We start from the raw sequence: 16,430 nt of genomic DNA, 5'->3' as shown, positions 1-16,430 counted from the left end.
CTGGACGGCCCCCTAGTATAAGTAAGGGGGGGACGGCACAATATCCACGTAGTTAGTGGCACTGTGAGACCAGGAGCGGGATCGGATTGTGCGCCACTCACCGGGATGATGCCTACCGTTTTTCGGTGCGTGTGCCGGGGAGGGCGGTGATCGGATCCACTGGGGAGTTTCGGCCTGTGTATACAGGGGTGCGGGAACTTTTCAGCAAGCCCAAAACTCAATAGCGGGATACCTGATAAAGGGAGCGTATCGGCCGTACGCAGCGATCATCGGCGGCCGATCCGACGAAAAGACTATTGACGCAGCCGAGCTTCGTTCGAGCTGCGTTTTTCGTGCAGGCTGGTTCAATGTCTGCAGGAAACTTGCCTGAAGGGGGAGAACTTTTGCCAAAAGCCCGAGTCTATGTTTGCAAGCCTGAGCGATGGCAGATGCAACACTCCTTCAGGCTCAACGAGGAGTGTTCATGCTAACCCAGGAAGAGGATCAGCAGCTGGTCGAACGCGTGCAGCGCGGTGACCGGCGAGCATTTGATCTGTTGGTGCTGAAGTACCAGCACAAGATTCTCGGGTTGATCGTGCGTTTCGTGCACGACACCCATGAAGCTCAGGATGTCGCGCAGGAAGCCTTTATCAAGGCCTACCGCGCACTCGGCAATTTTCGCGGCGACAGTGCGTTCTACACGTGGCTGTACCGCATCGCCATCAACACGGCGAAAAACTATCTGGTTTCCCGTGGAAGGCGGCCGCCAGACAGCGATGTCAAGTCCGAAGATGCAGAGTTCTACGACGGCGACCATGGCCTCAAGGACATCGAATCTCCGGAGAGGTCATTGTTGAGGGATGAAATCGAAGGGACTGTCCATCGAACCATCCAGCTACTCCCGGAAGATTTGCGCACGGCCCTAACTTTGCGCGAATTCGACGGTCTTAGTTATGAGGACATTGCGAGCGTCATGCAGTGTCCGGTGGGTACCGTGCGCTCTCGGATCTTCCGCGCTCGGGAAGCCATCGATAAAGCCCTGCAGCCGTTGTTGCAGGAAACCTGAGACAGCGGCGATAGCCAAGAGAGGAACCCGCCATGAGTCGTGAAGCCCTGCAGGAATCGCTGTCCGCGGTGATGGATAACGAAGCGGACGAACTGGAATTACGTCGTGTATTGAACGCCATCGACGACGCCGATACACGGGCCACCTGGGCGCGTTACCAAGTAGCGCGTGCAGCCATGCACAAGGAGCTGCTGGTTCCTCATCTGGATATCTCTGCTGCTGTGTCGGCGGCGATTGCTGATGAAGCCTCGCCTCTCAAGCCTGGTCGTGGTCCATGGCGCACCCTGGGTCGCCTGGCGGTAGCCGCTTCGGTCACCGTGGCAGTGCTGGCTGGTGTGCGTCTCTACAACCAGGACGAAATCACCGGCGCCCAACTGGCCCAGCAAAGCCAGCAGCCCGCCAACCTCTCGGTAGCTCAGCCTCAGGGCCCTGCCGTGCTGGCGGGTTACAACACCAGCGAAGAGGCCGGTCCTGCCGCCGGTGGCGCTGTACAAGGCCAGGCCGGTGTCGATGACCAGCGTGTGCCCGGTTACCTGCGTCAGCATGCCCAGCAGGCTGCGCTGAAAGAAACCGAAAGCGCACTGCCTTATGCACGTGCTGCGAGCTTGGAAAACCGCTAATAAAGGACGAGTATGCGAGCCACTCCTCTATGGTTTTTGTTGTTCAGTGGATGGCTAGCCGTTCCCGCACATGCTGACGATGCGCAAGACCTGCTCAAGCGTCTTGCGCAAGCCGAGCAGCAGCAAAGCTTTCAAGGTGCGTTCATCTACGAGAGAAACGGCAGTTTCTCCACTCACCGGATCTGGCATGAAGTCCTCGACGGCAAGGTGCGCGAGCGCCTGCTGCAGCTCGATGGCTCGGCACAGGAGATCGTCCGGGTCGATGGTCTGACTCAATGTGTCAGCGGCACGCTGGTGGAAGGGTTGGCCAATCTCCCGGATCCTGCCGGACGCATACTTGATGCCCACAAGCTTTCCGCCTGGTACGACCTCAAGGTCGCGGGCAAGTCTCGCGTGGCAGGCCGCCCCGCGACCATTCTGGTCATGTCTCCCAAGGATCAGCATCGTTATGGTGTGGAAATGCACCTGGACGATCAGAGCGGCATGGTCCTCAAATCCCTGTTGCTCAGCGAGCGGGGCGTTCTTCTGGAGCGTTTCCAGTTCGTCGACTTCGATCCTTCGGCGCCGTCCGACCAGAGCCTGCTCAGCGCCAGCGCCGATTGCAAGCCGGTGCAGGCTTCGCGCAGCAAACCTGCGGACAAGAGCCCGGCCGGGCAAACCTGGCGCTCCGACTGGTTGCCGTCGGGGTTCGAGCTGACCAATCAGTCGGTGCGCAAGGATCATGACTCCAGTGCGCTGATCACCAGCCAGTTGTATGGCGATGGCCTGACCCGCTTCTCGGTGTTCATCGAGCCGCTGGGCAAAAGCCAAGCATCCGATATCCGCACCCAGTTCGGGCCCACCGCCGTGGTGTCCAGGCGGCTTGCAACGGGTCAGAACGACGCCATGATTACCGTCGTGGGTGAAATCCCCGTGGGGACTGCCGAGCGCATCGCCCTGTCCATGCGTCCGGTCAGTGCCGCTGCCGGTAAATGATTGGCAGAACCTCCGTACGGGTGAATGTAAAAGGTTTCATATAGTTCACGGCCGCCCTGAAAGCCCCGGTTTTACTGGCTTCGGCGGCGGCTCTTGAAATCTTTGGTGTGCTTTGAAAGTTGCAAGCCCGCGCTTTTTTTTCTATAGGTCACAGCCTGACAGCTATGACCTTTGTTGTTTCTGGAAACAAAAAGCCATTGGGTGCCATTGGAGACTTCCAATGAACTTTCCAGGTGCAAAGGTCGGTCGCATTGGTAATGCTTAACTTCGCTCGTTACAAACGGGAGCCGTATGTCGATATTACGCTTGAAATCCTATTTCTCACTGGTGGCTGCCGTGCTGATGCTTGGCCAGATCGCGACGGCCCAGGCCGAGGATCTGCCCGATTTCACTGGGCTGGTCGAGCAGGCTTCGCCAGCGGTAGTGAACATCAGTACCCGCCAGAAGCTGCCTGACCGTGCCGTCGCCAGCCAGATGCCCGACCTGGAAGGTCTGCCGCCGATGCTGCGGGAATTTCTCGAGCGCGGCATGCCGCCAAGCTCGCGCGCCCCGGGCCGTGGTGACCGCCAGCGCGAAGCCCAGTCGCTGGGTTCGGGATTCATCATTTCCCCAGATGGTTACGTGCTGACCAACAACCACGTGGTTGATGGTGCCGACGAGATCATCGTGCGTCTGTCCGACCGCAGCGAGCTGAAAGCCAAGCTGGTCGGCACCGATCCACGCACCGACGTGGCGCTGCTGAAGATCGACGGCAAGGACCTGCCGACCGCCAAGCTGGGCAGCACCGACAAGCTCAAGGTGGGTGAGTGGGTGCTGGCCATCGGTTCGCCGTTCGGCTTCGATCACTCGGTGACCAAGGGTATCGTCAGTGCCAAGGGGCGCAGCCTGCCGAACGACACCTACGTGCCGTTCATCCAGACCGACGTGGCGATCAACCCCGGTAACTCCGGTGGCCCGCTGTTCAACATGAAGGGCGAGGTCGTGGGGATCAACTCGCAGATCTTCACCCGTTCCGGCGGCTTCATGGGCCTGTCGTTTGCCATCCCGATCGATGTCGCGATGGATGTCGCCAATCAGCTCAAGGCCAACGGCAAGGTCGATCGGGGCTGGCTCGGCGTGGTCATTCAGGAGGTCAACAAGGACCTGGCCGAATCCTTCGGTCTCGACCGCCCGGCCGGCGCGCTGGTCGCCCAGGTACTGGAAGACAGCCCGGCAGCCAAGGGTGGCCTGCGCGTAGGTGACGTGATCCTCAGCGCCAACGGCCAGCCGATCGTCATGTCCGCCGACTTGCCGCACCTGATCGGTAACCTCAAGGATGGCAGCAAGGCCGAGCTGGAAGTGATCCGCGACGGTAAGCGCCAGAAGCTCACCGTGACCGTTGGGGCCTTGCCAGACGAAGGCGACGAGACCGGCGTGCCGGGCGCGGGTGCCGAGCGCAGCAGCAACCGCCTCGGTGTTTCGGTGGCCGAGCTGACCGGCGAGCAGAAGAAAACCCTGGAACTCAAGGGCGGTGTGGTCATCAAGGAAGTGCAGGGCGGCCCGGCGGCGCTGATCGGCCTGCAGAGCGGTGACGTCATCACCCATTTGAACAACCAGGAAATCGTCTCGGCCAAGCAGTTCACCGAAGTGGCCAAGAACCTACCGAAGAACCGCTCGGTATCCATGCGCGTGCTGCGCCAGGGTCGAGCGAGCTTCATCACTTTCAAACTGGCGGAGTGATCCGTCTGGCTTGAAGCGGGAAGGGCGGCATGGCCGCCCTTTTTCGTGCCTGTCGGGTGAGGCACGCCGGGCCATTGCGGCAAGCGTGACGCCCCGGCTTCGCTTCAGGTACAATTCCCGGCTATTTTTCGGCGGGCGACGTGCCTGCGACCTTTTCGAGTGTTGATCCGTGAGTGATTTGAGTCATATCCGCAATTTCTCCATCATCGCCCACATTGACCATGGCAAATCGACCCTGGCCGACCGCTTCATTCAGATGTGCGGTGGCTTGTCTGATCGCGAGATGGAAGCGCAGGTGCTCGACTCCATGGACCTGGAGCGTGAACGCGGTATCACCATCAAGGCGCACAGCGTCACGCTGTACTACAAGGCCAGAGACGGCAAGACCTACCAGCTGAACTTCATCGATACCCCTGGCCACGTCGACTTCACCTACGAAGTCAGCCGCTCGCTGGCGGCCTGCGAAGGTGCGCTGCTGGTGGTCGATGCCGGCCAGGGCGTCGAGGCCCAGTCCGTGGCCAACTGTTACACCGCCATCGAGCAGGGCCTGGAGGTCATGCCGGTCCTCAACAAGATGGACCTGCCCCAGGCCGACCCTGACCGCGTCAAGGACGAGATCGAGAAGATCATCGGTATCGATGCCACCGATGCCGTGGCCTGCAGTGCCAAGAGCGGCATGGGCGTGGACGAGGTGCTCGAGCGCCTGGTGACGACCATTCCGGCGCCGACCGGCGATATCGACGCACCGCTGCAAGCCCTGATCATCGACTCCTGGTTCGACAGCTACCTCGGCGTGGTGTCGCTGGTTCGTGTCCGTCAGGGTCGGGTCAAGAAAGGCGACAAGATTCTCGTCAAGTCCACCGGCAAGGTGCACTTGGTCGACAGCGTTGGCGTGTTCAACCCCAAACATACGGTCACCGCCGACCTCAAGGCCGGTGAAGTGGGCTTCATCATTGCCAGCATCAAGGAAATCCTGGGTGCCCCGGTGGGTGATACCCTGACCCTGAGCACGACCCCTGAAGTCGATATGCTGCCAGGTTTCAAGCGTATCCAGCCGCAGGTCTATGCCGGCCTGTTCCCGGTCAGTTCCGACGACTTCGAGGATTTCCGCGACGCCCTGCAGAAACTGACCCTCAACGACTCGTCGCTGCAGTATGCGCCGGAAAGCTCCGACGCCCTGGGCTTCGGCTTCCGTTGCGGCTTCCTCGGCATGTTGCACATGGAGATCATCCAGGAGCGCCTGGAGCGCGAATACGACCTGGACCTGATCACCACCGCGCCCAGCGTAATCTTCGAGCTCAAGCTCAAGAATGGCGAAACCATCTACGTCGACAACCCGTCCAAGCTCCCCGATGTCTCGTCGGTCGAAGATTTCCGCGAGCCGATCGTCCAGGCCACCATCCTGGTACCGCAAGAGCACCTGGGCAACGTCATCACCCTGTGCATCGAGAAGCGCGGCATCCAGCGCGACATGCAGTTCCTCGGTAGCCAGGTGCAAGTGCGCTACGACCTGCCGATGAACGAAGTGGTACTGGACTTCTTCGACCGTCTGAAGTCCACCAGCCGCGGCTATGCCTCGCTGGACTATCATTTCGATCGTTACCAGTCGGCCAACCTGGTCAAGCTCGATGTACTGATCAACGGCGACAAGGTCGATGCCCTGGCGCTGATCGTGCACCGCGATAACGCAGCCTACAAAGGCCGCGCATTGACCGAGAAGATGAAAGAGCTGATCCCGAGGCAGATGTTCGACGTGGCGATCCAGGCAGCCATTGGCGGCCAGGTCATCGCGCGTACCACTGTCAAGGCACTCAGGAAGAACGTATTGGCCAAGTGTTATGGCGGTGACGTCAGTCGTAAGCGCAAGCTGCTGGAGAAGCAGAAGGCCGGTAAGAAACGCATGAAGCAGGTCGGCAACGTGGAGATTCCACAGGAAGCCTTCCTCGCAGTGCTCAGGTTGGAATAGTCAGGGTCCTATGTCGTCACTAAATTTCCCGCTGTTGTTGGTCATCGCTGTATTCGTATGCGGTCTGCTGGCCCTGATCGATCTGGTATTCCTGGCGCCGCGGCGCCGGGCGGCCATTTCCAGCTATCAGGGCAGCGTCGGGCAACCGGACATGGCGGTCGTCGAGCGACTGAGCAAGGAGCCGCTGCTGGTCGAATACGGCAAGTCGTTCTTTCCGGTGCTGTTCATCGTGCTGGTGCTGCGCTCGTTTCTGGTCGAACCGTTCCAGATTCCGTCAGGCTCGATGAAGCCGACCCTCGACGTGGGCGATTTCATTCTGGTCAACAAGTTCTCCTACGGCATCCGCCTGCCGGTGCTCGACAAGAAAGTCATCGAGGTCGGTGACCCGCAGCGCGGCGATGTGATGGTGTTCCGCTACCCCAGCGACCCAAGCGTCAACTACATCAAGCGCGTGGTAGGCCTGCCGGGTGACCGCATTCGCTACACCAGCGACAAGCGCCTGTTCGTCAACGGCCAACTGGTCGCCAAGACCCTGATCGGCAGCGAACCAGGCACCTTGGGCAGCGCCGAGCTGTACATGGAGAAGCTGGGTGAGGTCGAGCACCAGATCCGCCAGGAAATGAGCCGCTACCGCACGCCACCGGATACCGAGTGGACCGTGCCGGCCGAGCACTATTTCATGATGGGCGACAACCGCGACAACTCCAACGACAGCCGTTACTGGGATGACCCCAATATTCCCAAGGACGAGCAGGGCATGGTTCCCGACCGCAATATCGTCGGCAAGGCCTTCGCTGTGTGGATGAGCTGGCCAGAGCCGAAGCTCAGCCATTTCCCGACCTTTTCGCGGGTCGGGCTGATCAAGTAATCGATACGGCGCTGCTCGGGCAGCGCCGTATGTCATTTGAGACGGTCGCCGACCCCCGTGTCGCCGGCCATTGCTGGGGAACACCATGGCATTGGAACGCAGGCAGAAGGGCATGTCGCTGATTGGGCTGCTGCTGTTGCTGGGCGCTATCGGCCTGGTGATCACCCTTGCAGTCAAGATGATCCCGCACTACATGGACTACTTTTCAATCAAGCAAAGTATCCAGCTCGCCGGACACAACCAGGCATTGGGCGTGGACACGGTCGATGATTTCTACAGTTATGTCGGTAAGAACATGCAGGTCAACAACATCCGGGACGTGGATTTGAAAAAGGCTTTAACCGTGCGCAGCGAGGACGGCAAGTTCCTGGCGCACCTGAACTACGAACAGCGTGAACACTTGTTTTTCAATGTCGATCTGATCATGACGTTCGACGAGCAATTCAGCGTGGCCAAACCGTGAGTGCATCCCTGAGCCGCCTCGAGCGCCAGCTCGGCTATACCTTCAAGGACCAGGACCTGATGATCCTGGCGTTGACCCATCGCAGTTACGCGGGGCGTAACAACGAGCGCCTGGAGTTTCTGGGTGACGCCATCCTCAACTTCGTCGCTGGCGAGGCGCTCTACGAGCGTTTCGTGCAGGCCCGCGAAGGCCAGCTGTCGCGCCTGCGTGCGCGTCTGGTGAAGGGCGAGACCCTGGCCCGGCTGGCCAAGGGCTTTGCCCTGGGCGATTACCTGCGTCTGGGTTCCGGTGAACTGAAAAGCGGTGGCTTCCGTCGCGAGTCGATTCTTGCCGATGCCCTGGAAGCGCTGATCGGGGCCATCTACCTCGACTCGGACATGGACACCGCCCGTGAGCGCGTGCTGGCCTGGCTGACCAACGAGTTCGACAGTCTGACCCTGGTCGACACCAACAAGGACCCCAAGACCCGCCTGCAGGAATTCCTGCAGTCCCGGGCCTGCGAACTGCCACGCTACGAAGTGGTGGATATCCAGGGCGAACCGCACTGCCGGACCTTTTTCGTCGAGTGTGAAGTCACCCTGCTGAACGAGAAGAGCCGCGGCCAGGGTGTCAGCCGACGGATCGCCGAGCAGGTCGCCGCTGCTGCGGCCCTTATCGCCTTGGGCGTGGAGAATGGCAATGACTGAAACAACCCCAACCCGCTGCGGCTATGTGGCCATCGTCGGCCGCCCCAACGTGGGCAAGTCCACGCTGCTCAACCACATCCTCGGCCAGAAGCTGGCGATCACCTCGCGCAAGCCTCAGACCACCCGGCACACCATGCTGGGCATCAAGACCGAAGGCGAAGTGCAGGCCATCTACGTCGACACGCCCGGCATGCACAAGAACAGCGACAAGGCGCTGAACCGCTACATGAACAAGACCGCCTCGGCGGCGTTGAAAGACGTCGACGTGGTGATCTTCGTGGTAGATCGCACCCGCTGGACCGACGAAGACCAGATGGTCCTGGAGCGCGTGCAGTACATCCAGGGCCCGGTGATCCTGGCGATCAACAAGACCGACCGTCTGGAAGACAAGGCCGAGCTGATTCCGCACCTGTCGTGGCTGCAAGAGCAGCTGCCCAACGCCTCGGTGGTGCCGATCTCGGCGCAGAACGGCCACAACCTCGAAGCACTCGAAGCCCTGATCGCCAAGAACCTGCCCGAGAACGAGCACTTCTTCCCCGAAGACCAGATCACCGACCGCAGCAGCCGCTTCCTGGCCGCCGAGCTGGTACGCGAGAAGATCATGCGTCAGCTGGGTGCCGAGCTGCCGTACCAGATCACCGTGGAAATCGAAGAGTTCAAGCAGCAGGGTCATACCCTGCACATCCACGCGTTGATCCTGGTCGAGCGCGATGGCCAGAAGAAGATCATCATCGGCGACAAGGGCGAGCGCATCAAACGCATCGGCAGCGATGCGCGCCGCGACATGGAGGTGATGTTCGACTCCAAGGTGATGCTCAATCTGTGGGTCAAGGTCAAGGGCGGCTGGTCCGACGACGAACGCGCCCTGCGTTCGCTGGGCTATAACGAGCTCTGAGCCACGGGCGCCCGGTTCTGCGCCGGGCGCCATCCTTCCTTCTGCGAGCCCGCCGATGAGCACGCCAACCGCTCAACCTGCCTATGTGCTGCACAGCCGGGCCTATCGCGAAAACAGCGCACTGGTCGATTTCCTCACGCCCCAGGGCCGTCTACGGGCGGTGCTGCGCAATGCCCGTGGCAAGGCCGGCACCCTGGCACGGCCCTTCGTGCCGCTGGAGGCCGAGTTTCGAGGGCGTGGCGAACTCAAGACGGTGGCACGCATGGAAAGCGCCGGGGTGGCTCGCTGGATGGTCGGTGAAGCGCTGTTCAGTGGCATGTACCTCAACGAGTTGCTGATTCGTCTGCTGCCTGCCGAAGACCCGCACCCGGCGGTGTTCGATCACTATGCCGCCACGCTTCTGGCCCTGGCCGAGGGCCGACCACTGGAGCCGCTGCTGCGCGCCTTCGAATGGCGCCTGCTCGATGATCTCGGCTACGGTTTCGCGCTGGATACCGACATCAATGGCGAACCGCTGGACGCCGCTGGTCTTTATCGCTTGCAGGTCGATGCGGGCCTGGAGCGGGTCTGGCTGTTGCAACCGGGGCTGTTCCATGGCGCGGAGCTGCTGGCCATGGCCGAAGCCGACTGGAGCGCGCCGGGCGCTTTGGCTGCCGCCAAGCGCCTGATGCGCCAGGCCCTGGCCGTGCACTTGGGTGGGCGCCCGCTGGTCAGCCGGGAACTGTTTCGCAAGCGCTGAACAGGCTTTATGCTCTGCGGCCCGCTTCGCTCTATTTTTCAGGAGACACCCGTGACGCACAGCTCTCGCATCCTTCTTGGCGTGAACATCGACCATGTGGCCACGCTGCGTCAGGCTCGTGGCACCCGCTACCCGGACCCGGTGAAAGCCGCGCTGGACGCCGAAGAGGCGGGCGCCGACGGCATCACCGTGCACCTGCGTGAAGACCGCCGGCACATTCAGGACCGTGACGTGCTGCTGCTCGCCGAAGTGCTGCAGACGCGCATGAACTTCGAGATGGGCGTGACCGAGGAGATGCTGGCATTCGCCGAGCGCCTGCGCCCTGCGCATGTGTGCCTGGTGCCGGAAACCCGCCAGGAGCTGACCACCGAAGGCGGTCTGGACGTGGCGGGCCAGGAAGCGCGCATCAAGGCGGCGGTGGAGCGCCTGGCCAAGGTCGGTTGCGAAGTGTCACTGTTCATCGATGCCGATGAGCGGCAGATCGAAGCCTCCCGGCGTGTCGGCGCCCCGGCCATCGAACTGCACACCGGCCGCTACGCCGATGCGCAAACCCCTGCCGAAGTCGCCGAAGAGCTGCAGCGCATCGCCGATGGCGTGGCGTTCGGGGTGGGGCAGGGGCTGATCGTCAACGCCGGGCATGGCCTGCATTACCACAACGTCGAGGCCGTGGCGGCGATCAAGGGCATCAATGAACTGAACATCGGTCACGCCCTGGTGGCCCATGCGCTGTTCGTCGGCTTCAAGGCCGCCGTGGCCGAAATGAAAGCCCTGATCGTCGCCGCAGCACGCGGCTGAGGTCCTGCCACCTGCACCTTGTAGGACCGGCTTCAGCCGGGAAGCTTTTCGCGGCTGAAGCCGTTCCTGCAGGGCCCAGTGTTTAGAGGGGGGATTCAGGAGCCGGGCTGTGGCTGCTGCTGGTTGGGTGGCGGGTTCTTGTCGACGCCGGGCACGTGCATGTTGCCGTCAGTCACCTGGTTGCCCTCCAGCTGCGGCTGGGTCACCCAGGTCAGGATGTCGTAATAGCGGCGGATGTTGGCCACGAAATGCACCGGCTCGCCGCCCCGGGCATAGCCGTAGCGGGTCTTGCTGTACCACTTCTTCTGCGAGAGGCGTGGCAGCATCTTCTTCACGTCCAGCCACTTGTTGGGGTTGAGCCCCTCGTTGGCCGCCAGCTTGCGTGCATCGTCCAGGTGGCCGCTGCCCACGTTGTAGGCTGCCAGCGCCAGCCAGGTGCGGTCCGGCTCCTGGATGTCGCTGTCGAGCTGTTCTTTGATCTGCGCGAAGTACTTGGAACCGCCCTGGATGCTCTGCCGCGCATCCAGACGGTTGGACACGCCCATCGCCTGGGCGGTGTTCTGGGTCAGCATCATCAGGCCGCGCACGCCGGTCTTGGAGGTGACCGTAGGCTGCCACATCGATTCCTGGTAGCCGATGGCCGCGAGCAGGCGCCAGTCGACTTCTTCCTTCTTGGCCGAGGCCTTGAAGAACTTCTCGTACTTGGGCAGGCGCTCCTGCAGGTGCTGGGCGAAGGTGTAGGCGCCCACGTAGCCCAGTACGTCCACATGGCCGTAATAGCGGTCCTTGAGGCGCTGCAGAGTGCCGTTCTTCTCGGCTTTGTCGAGGAAGGCGTTGATTTCGTTGAGCAGGCTGTTGTCTTCACCCGGCGCCACGGCCCAGCGCTGTTCGCGGGCCTGGCCCAGGTCGAAGGCCACGCGCACGTTGGAGAAGTACACCTGGTTCATCGCCAGTTCGTTGGAGTCCACCAGAGTCAGGTCGATCTGGCCTTCGTCGACCATGCGCAGCAGGTCAACCACCTCGACGGCATCGGACTCTTCGTACGCCAGCGCCGGATACTGCTTCTTGATCTCGGCCAGTTGCTCAGCATGCACGCTGCCCTTGAGCACCATGATGCGCTTGCCGACCAGGTCGGCAGGTTCGGTAGGGCGGGACTGGCCGTTGCGGTACACCACCTGCGGGGTCACTTCGAGATAAGGGTGGGAAAAGCGCGCCTGCTGGCGACGGGTCGGCGTGTCGATCAGGCCTGCGGCGGCCAGTACCGGGCCACCTTGCTTGTGCAACTGGTCGAACAGCTCGTCGAGATTGTCGGCGGTTTCGATCTCCAGCTTCACGCCCAGATCTTCCGCGAAGCGCTGTACCAGCTCGTATTCGAAGCCGGTCTCGCCGTTGCGATCCTGAAAGTAGGTCGCCGGGCTGTTGCGGGTGATGACGCGCAGGACACCGTCCTCCTTGACTCGCTCCAGTGTGTTGGGTTTATCCACACAGGCGCCGAGCATCAGGAAGAGTGCGGTTGCGATGAGCCATCTGACGCAACGAGTGCGAAAATCAGGTCGGGAGAACATCGGTGCAGTATACGCAAAGCACAACGAGCGCCATATATCGACAGCAGAGCCCGCGTCTGATAAGCAAATTGGCATTACGTGTCCGATCATCCGTCCTGCGACAGTCCGGCCGCCGTTTTGGATGCTAGAAAGGCTGCTTTAGGCTAGAATGCGTGGCCTCAAAGTACACCCCCCTTCCCGAGGCTGTCCCGACGATGTTGATCCTGCGTGGTGCTCCTGCCCTTTCTGCCTTTCGCCACAGCAAATTGCTGGAACAACTGAAACAAAAAGTTTCAGCTGTTCATGGCCTGTACGCCGAATTCGCTCACTTCGCTGAAGTCTCCGGCGCCCTGAGCGACCAGGAGCAGCAGGTCCTCGACCGTCTGCTGAAGTACGGCCCGAGCGTTGCGGTACAGGAGCCGGTCGGCCGGCTGTTCCTGGTCATGCCGCGCTTCGGCACCATTTCGCCGTGGTCCAGCAAGGCCAGCGACATTGCCCGCAACTGTGGCCTGGACAAGATCCAGCGCATCGAGCGGGGCATTGCCTTCTATGTACAGGGAGACTTCGCCGAAGCCGACCAGCAGGCCATCGCCGCCGTACTGCACGACCGCATGACCCAGGTGGTGCTCAGCGACCTGGAGCAGGCCGCCGGCCTGTTCAGCCACGCCCAGCCCAAACCGCTGACCAGCGTCGACGTGCTCGGCGGTGGTCGTGCGGCCCTGGAAAAGGCCAACGTCGACCTGGGCCTGGCCCTGGCTGAAGACGAAGTCGACTACCTGGTGAAGAGCTTCATCGGCCTGAACCGCAACCCGAACGACATCGAGCTGATGATGTTCGCCCAGGCCAACTCCGAGCACTGCCGCCACAAGATCTTCAATGCCAGCTGGGACATCGATGGCGAAAGCCAGGAAAAGAGCCTGTTCGGCATGATCAAGAACACCTACCAGATGCACAGCGAAGGCGTGCTGTCCGCTTACAAGGACAATGCCTCGGTGATCGTCGGTAACGTGGCCGGGCGCTTCTTCCCGAATCCTGAGACCCGCCAGTACGGCGCGGTGCAGGAGCCGGTGCACATCCTCATGAAGGTCGAGACCCACAACCACCCGACCGCCATTTCGCCATTCTCCGGTGCTTCCACCGGTTCCGGCGGCGAGATCCGCGACGAAGGCGCCACCGGTCGCGGCTCCAAGCCCAAGGCGGGCCTGACCGGCTTCACCGTGTCCAACCTGCAGATCCCCGGCTTCGAACAGCCCTGGGAGAAACCCTACGGCAAGCCCGAGCGCATCGTCACCGCCCTGGACATCATGATCGAAGGGCCGCTGGGCGGCGCGGCGTTCAACAACGAATTCGGCCGTCCGGCGCTGACCGGCTACTTCCGGACCTTCGAGCAGTCCATCGACACCCCGCGCGGCAGCGAAGTACGCGGCTACCACAAGCCGATCATGCTGGCCGGCGGCCTGGGCAACATCCGTGGCGAGCACGTGCAGAAGGGCGAAATCGAAGTCGGTGCCAAGCTGATCGTCCTCGGTGGCCCGGCCATGCTCATCGGCCTGGGCGGCGGCGCGGCTTCGTCGGTCGACACCGGCAGCAGCTCGGCAGACCTCGACTTCGCTTCGGTGCAGCGCGAGAACCCGGAAATGGAACGCCGCTGCCAGGAGGTCATCGACCGCTGCTGGCAACTGGGCGACGCCAACCCGATCGCGTTCATCCACGACGTCGGTGCCGGCGGCCTGTCCAACGCCTTCCCTGAACTGGTCAACGACGGTGGCCGTGGCGGCCGTTTCGAGCTGCGCAACGTGCCTAACGACGAACCGGGCATGGCGCCGCACGAAATCTGGAGCAACGAATCCCAGGAACGCTACGTGCTGGCCGTCAGCGCCGAAAACTTCGAGCGCTTCAAGGCCATCTGCGAACGCGAGCGCTGCCCGTTCGCGGTGGTCGGTGAAGCCACCGCCGAGCCGCACCTGACCGTGACCGACAGCCACTTCGGCAACAGTCCGGTGGACATGCCGCTGGAAGTGCTGCTTGGCAAGCCGCCACGCATGCACCGCTCTGTGCAGCGTGAAGCCGAGCTGGGCGACGACTTCGACCCGAGCACCCTGGACATCGCCGACAGCGTGCAGCGCGTGCTGCATCACCCGGCCGTAGCCAGCAAGAGCTTCCTGATCACCATCGGCGACCGTTCGATCACCGGCCTGGTGGCCCGTGACCAGATGGTCGGCCCGTGGCAGGTGCCGGTCGCCGACTGCGCCGTGACCGCCACCAGCTTCGACGTCAACACCGGTGAAGCCATGGCCATGGGCGAGCGCACCCCGCTGGCCCTGCTCGATGCCCCGGCCTCCGGCCGCATGGCCATCGGCGAGACCCTGACCAACCTGGCCGCCGCGCGTATCGGCAAGCTGTCCGACATCAAGCTGTCGGCCAACTGGATGTCCGCCGCTGGCCACCCGGGTGAAGATGCCCGCCTGTACGACACCGTCAAGGCCGTCGGCATGGAACTGTGTCCCGAGCTGGGCCTGACCATTCCGGTGGGCAAGGACTCCATGTCGATGAAGACCCGCTGGAGCGACGAGGGCGTTGACAAGAGCGTCACCTCGCCGATGTCGCTGATCGTCAGCGGCTTCGCCCCGGTCACCGACATTCGCCAGACCCTGACCCCGCAACTGCGCATGGACAAGGGCGAAACCGACCTGATCCTCATCGACCTCGGCCGTGGCCAGGACCGCATGGGCGGTTCGATCCTCGCCCAGGTGCATGGCAAGCTGGGCCGTAGCGCCCCTGACGTCGACGACGCCGAAGACCTCAAGGCGTTCTTCGCGGTCATCCAGGGCCTGAACGCCGACGGCCACCTGCTGGCCTACCACGACCGTTCCGACGGTGGCCTGCTGGTCACCGTGCTGGAAATGGCTTTCGCCGGCCACTGCGGCCTGCAACTGTGCCTCGACGGTCTGGCCGAGAACGTCAGCGAAGTTGCCGGCATCCTGTTCAACGAAGAACTCGGTGCGGTGATCCAGGTTCGCCAGGACGCCACCGCCGGTGTGCTGGCCCAGTTCAGCGCTGCCGGCCTGTCGGCCAACTGCGTGTCGGTGATCGGCAAGCCGCTGAACAACGACGAAGTGTCCATCAGCTACCAGGGCCAGGCCGTGTTCAGCGGTCAGCGCCACCAGCTGCATCGCGAGTGGGCTGAAACCAGCTACCGCATCCAGCGTCTGCGCGACAACCCCGAGTGCGCCGACCAGGAATTCGACCTGCTGCTGGAAGAAGACAACCCGGGCCTGAACGTCAAGCTGGGCTTCGACGTCAACGAAGACATCGCCGCGCCGTACATCAAGACCGGTGTGCGTCCACAGGTCGCGGTGCTGCGCGAGCAGGGCGTCAACGGTCAGGTCGAGATGGCGGCAGCCTTCGACCGCGCCGGCTTCAACGCCGTCGACGTGCACATGAGCGATATCCTTGCCGGTCGTGTCGACCTCAACACCTTCAAGGGCCTGGTGGCCTGTGGCGGCTTCTCCTACGGTGACGTGCTGGGCGCTGGCGAAGGCTGGGCCAAGTCGGCACTGTTCAACGCCCGTGCCCGTGACGCCTTCCAGGGCTTCTTCGAGCGCAGCGACAGCTTCACCCTGGGCGTGTGCAACGGTTGCCAGATGCTCTCCAACCTGCACGAACTGATCCCAGGCAGCGAGCTGTGGCCGCACTTCGTGCGCAACCGCTCCGAGCAGTTCGAGGCCCGTGTGGCGCTGGTGCAGATCCAGGAGTCGCCGTCGATCTTCCTGCAGGGCATGGCCGGTTCGCGCATGCCGATCGCCATCGCCCACGGCGAAGGCCATGCCGAGTTCGCCAGTGCCAGCGCGCTGCAACAGGCCGACGCCTCGGGCACCGTGGCGCTGCGTTACGTCGACAACCACGGCAAGACCACCGAGACCTATCCGGCCAACCCGAACGGTTCGCCACGCGGTATCGGCGGCATGACGACCCGTGACGGTCGCGTGACCATCATGATGCCGCACCCAGAGCGGGTGTTCCGTGCCGTGCAGAACTCCTGGCGTCCGGACGACTGGAACGAAGACGGCGCCTGGATGCGCATGTTCCGCAACGCCCGCGTCTGGGTCGACTGA

At 62.4% G+C, this 16,430-nt stretch carries 13 protein-coding genes; 12 read left to right on the top strand and 1 reads right to left on the bottom strand.

The window, feature by feature from the left end; translation table 11 throughout:
* The first annotated feature begins 463 nt into the window (after positions 1–463).
* From rpoE to pdxJ, 11 genes are all read left to right on the top strand, one after another.
* A complete protein-coding gene (gene rpoE, locus RRX38_RS10480) occupies positions 464–1,045 on the top strand; it encodes an RNA polymerase sigma factor RpoE (RefSeq protein ID WP_295473708.1) in 582 nt (193 codons plus the stop codon).
* 32 nt (positions 1,046–1,077) lie between these two features.
* Positions 1,078–1,665: an RseA family anti-sigma factor gene (locus RRX38_RS10475; RefSeq protein WP_295473706.1), complete on the top strand. Its 588-nt coding sequence runs from the start codon at positions 1,078–1,080 to the stop codon at positions 1,663–1,665.
* A gap of 12 nt (positions 1,666–1,677) precedes the next feature.
* Entirely contained in the window at positions 1,678–2,640 is a 963-nt protein-coding gene (locus RRX38_RS10470; protein WP_315962449.1) for a MucB/RseB C-terminal domain-containing protein, read from the top strand.
* Between the two features lie 342 nt (positions 2,641–2,982).
* A complete protein-coding gene (locus RRX38_RS10465) occupies positions 2,983–4,359 on the top strand; it encodes a DegQ family serine endoprotease (protein WP_315962659.1) in 1,377 nt (458 codons plus the stop codon).
* Between the two features lie 169 nt (positions 4,360–4,528).
* Positions 4,529–6,325, top strand: coding sequence for a translation elongation factor 4 (gene lepA, locus RRX38_RS10460; RefSeq protein ID WP_295473700.1), 1,797 nt, complete (start codon positions 4,529–4,531; stop codon positions 6,323–6,325).
* Between the two features lie 10 nt (positions 6,326–6,335).
* Positions 6,336–7,193, top strand: a complete 858-nt coding sequence (lepB, locus tag RRX38_RS10455; protein WP_315962448.1) for a signal peptidase I — start codon at positions 6,336–6,338, stop codon at positions 7,191–7,193.
* Between the two features lie 85 nt (positions 7,194–7,278).
* A complete protein-coding gene (locus RRX38_RS10450) occupies positions 7,279–7,656 on the top strand; it encodes a DUF4845 domain-containing protein (protein ID WP_295473695.1) in 378 nt (125 codons plus the stop codon).
* The gene (gene rnc / locus RRX38_RS10445) at positions 7,653–8,342 is read left to right on the top strand and encodes a ribonuclease III (protein WP_315962447.1); all 690 of its coding nucleotides are present in this window, start codon (positions 7,653–7,655) and stop codon (positions 8,340–8,342) included. Before RRX38_RS10450 ends, rnc begins: the two co-directional genes overlap by 4 nt.
* On the top strand, positions 8,335–9,237 hold the full coding sequence (gene era / locus RRX38_RS10440) for a GTPase Era (protein ID WP_295473690.1): 903 nt from the start codon (positions 8,335–8,337) through the stop codon (positions 9,235–9,237). Before rnc ends, era begins: the two co-directional genes overlap by 8 nt.
* A gap of 55 nt (positions 9,238–9,292) precedes the next feature.
* On the top strand, positions 9,293–9,976 hold the full coding sequence (gene recO / locus RRX38_RS10435; RefSeq protein WP_295473687.1) for a DNA repair protein RecO: 684 nt from the start codon (positions 9,293–9,295) through the stop codon (positions 9,974–9,976).
* A 51-nt stretch (positions 9,977–10,027) separates the two neighbouring features.
* A complete protein-coding gene (gene pdxJ, locus RRX38_RS10430) occupies positions 10,028–10,771 on the top strand; it encodes a pyridoxine 5'-phosphate synthase (RefSeq protein WP_295473685.1) in 744 nt (247 codons plus the stop codon).
* A gap of 95 nt (positions 10,772–10,866) precedes the next feature.
* Here the strand turns inward: pdxJ and mltF are convergent, their stop codons facing one another.
* Positions 10,867–12,336: a membrane-bound lytic murein transglycosylase MltF gene (gene mltF / locus RRX38_RS10425; protein ID WP_295473683.1), complete on the bottom strand. Its 1,470-nt coding sequence runs from the start codon at positions 12,334–12,336 to the stop codon at positions 10,867–10,869.
* 194 nt (positions 12,337–12,530) lie between these two features.
* Here mltF and purL point away from each other — a divergent pair, with 194 nt between their 5' ends.
* Complete coding sequence (purL, locus tag RRX38_RS10420) at positions 12,531–16,430, top strand: phosphoribosylformylglycinamidine synthase (RefSeq protein ID WP_315962446.1); 3,900 nt, start codon at positions 12,531–12,533, stop codon at positions 16,428–16,430.

This window comes from Pseudomonas sp. DTU_2021_1001937_2_SI_NGA_ILE_001 (genome assembly GCF_032463525.1).
Taxonomy (GTDB): Bacteria; Pseudomonadota; Gammaproteobacteria; order Pseudomonadales; family Pseudomonadaceae; genus Aquipseudomonas.
Note: the sequence above shows the minus strand (reverse complement) of the source record. Positions and strands in the feature narration are given on the sequence as shown.

What these genes read in the sequence shown, in the direction of transcription:
- rpoE (WP_295473708.1), top strand. Translation starts at nt 464, where the DNA reads ATGCTAACCCAGGAAGAGGATCAGCAGCTGGTCGAACGCGTGCAGCGC.
- RRX38_RS10475 (WP_295473706.1), top strand. Translation starts at nt 1,078, where the DNA reads ATGAGTCGTGAAGCCCTGCAGGAATCGCTGTCCGCGGTGATGGATAAC.
- RRX38_RS10470 (WP_315962449.1), top strand. Translation starts at nt 1,678, where the DNA reads ATGCGAGCCACTCCTCTATGGTTTTTGTTGTTCAGTGGATGGCTAGCC.
- RRX38_RS10465 (WP_315962659.1), top strand. Translation starts at nt 2,983, where the DNA reads ATGCTTGGCCAGATCGCGACGGCCCAGGCCGAGGATCTGCCCGATTTC.
- lepB (WP_315962448.1), top strand. Translation starts at nt 6,336, where the DNA reads ATGTCGTCACTAAATTTCCCGCTGTTGTTGGTCATCGCTGTATTCGTA.
- RRX38_RS10450 (WP_295473695.1), top strand. Translation starts at nt 7,279, where the DNA reads ATGGCATTGGAACGCAGGCAGAAGGGCATGTCGCTGATTGGGCTGCTG.
- era (WP_295473690.1), top strand. Translation starts at nt 8,335, where the DNA reads ATGACTGAAACAACCCCAACCCGCTGCGGCTATGTGGCCATCGTCGGC.
- recO (WP_295473687.1), top strand. Translation starts at nt 9,293, where the DNA reads ATGAGCACGCCAACCGCTCAACCTGCCTATGTGCTGCACAGCCGGGCC.
- mltF (WP_295473683.1), bottom strand. Translation starts at nt 12,336, where the DNA reads ATGTTCTCCCGACCTGATTTTCGCACTCGTTGCGTCAGATGGCTCATC.
- purL (WP_315962446.1), top strand. Translation starts at nt 12,531, where the DNA reads ATGTTGATCCTGCGTGGTGCTCCTGCCCTTTCTGCCTTTCGCCACAGC.